The 1,315-nt window shown below is 51.9% G+C and carries 2 protein-coding genes; both read right to left on the bottom strand.

The window, feature by feature from the left end; translation table 11 throughout:
* Positions 1-417: phosphoribosylaminoimidazolesuccinocarboxamide synthase (locus AQR02_RS28740; RefSeq protein WP_280818676.1), on the bottom strand; the 417-nt coding region annotated here is incomplete at its 3' end.
* 367 nt (positions 418-784) lie between these two features.
* The coding region (locus AQR02_RS28735; protein WP_245237788.1) for a lyase family protein at positions 785-1,315 on the bottom strand (531 nt) is incomplete at its 5' end.

Below are 1,315 nucleotides of genomic sequence, written 5' to 3'. Positions count from 1 at the left end.
GGGAAGCTCAATACCGTTAACCTTTCCGGTCTCCTGATACTGGCGCCAGCCTCCGCCGGTAATGCAGCCGCGCACCACACATTCAATATCGATCCGCTCGGCTTTGCGTACGACCATCACCCGGTTTTTAAGTGCCTCGCGGTCCCGTACAATGTCTCCAAGCTGATCCACATCAATGTGTACCACGTGGTTTTCAATCAGATTTTTGGTCTGGCCGAACCAGAAGGCGCTAAGCCGGTTCAGCACATTGCCTTTGTCCGGCACCGCCGGGTCGAGCACATAGTCAAACGCGGAGATCCGGTCCGTAACGACGATCAGTACATGCTCCCCCAAATCGTACAATTCGCGAACCTTTCCTTTATAGAGCAGCGGTGCATTTACGAGATCCACAGCCGTGGAAACGGCAGGGTATGTCATGACCTTTCCTCCCTTGAACAAATGATCTTGCTTATATACTTGAGCTGGAAGCGCTGGAGTGTTGATTGTTCTCCGCTTCACCGGAGAATTGAAACCATTCGCTGGTTAATTGGGTCACTGCAAGGAATGTTTGGACTTCCAGCCGCTGTTGTCTCCAGATTTCTTTGATTTATATCGCTTATAGCGGATGAAATCCGGAGACAAAGGCGGACGCTACCGCTCCTACAGTTCCAAAATTCCTCTCCGTTCCTCATAACTGCTTATTGTTCAATTCTGTCGCTGCCGCTCCAGAACAACAACTCCCCGGTGCCTCCGCCCGTATTATTCTCCAGCTCTTTAGTTCACCACTAACTTACCTTATTAATAATTAGATAAGTTCCAGCTTGCGGAAAATGGTGTCCACATGCTTAAGGTGCCAGGAAGGATTGAAGGCATCCTCGATTTCCTCCGGACTAAGCACAGCAGTGATCTCCGGAGTAGCTTCGACGATATCGCGGAACTGCGTCTGTTCTTCCCAGGCCTGCATCGCACGCGGCTGCACGGTATCGTACGCCTGCTCGCGGCTGAAGCCTTTGTCGATCAGCTTGGTCAGGATGCGGCCCGAGAATGGAACACCGTAGGTGCGGTTCATGTTGCGCTTCATATTTTCCGGGAACACAGTCAGGTTCTTCACAATGTTGCCGAAGCGGTTCAGCATGTAGTTTAGCAGCATCGTTGCATCCGGCAGGATAATCCGTTCCACAGAGGAATGGGAGATATCACGTTCATGCCAGAGCGGCACATTCTCGTATGCTGTAACCATATGGCCGCGAATCACGCGCGACAGTCCGGAGATGTTCTCGCAGCCGATCGGATTACGCTTATGCGGCATCGCAGAGGAGCCTTTTTGACCTTTGGC

This window comes from Paenibacillus ihuae, from assembly GCF_001368795.1.
Classification (GTDB): Bacteria; Bacillota; Bacilli; order Paenibacillales; family Paenibacillaceae; genus Paenibacillus_AQ; species Paenibacillus_AQ ihuae.
The sequence above is the reverse complement of the archived record's forward strand: the minus strand, read 5'-3'. Positions and strand labels throughout refer to the sequence as shown.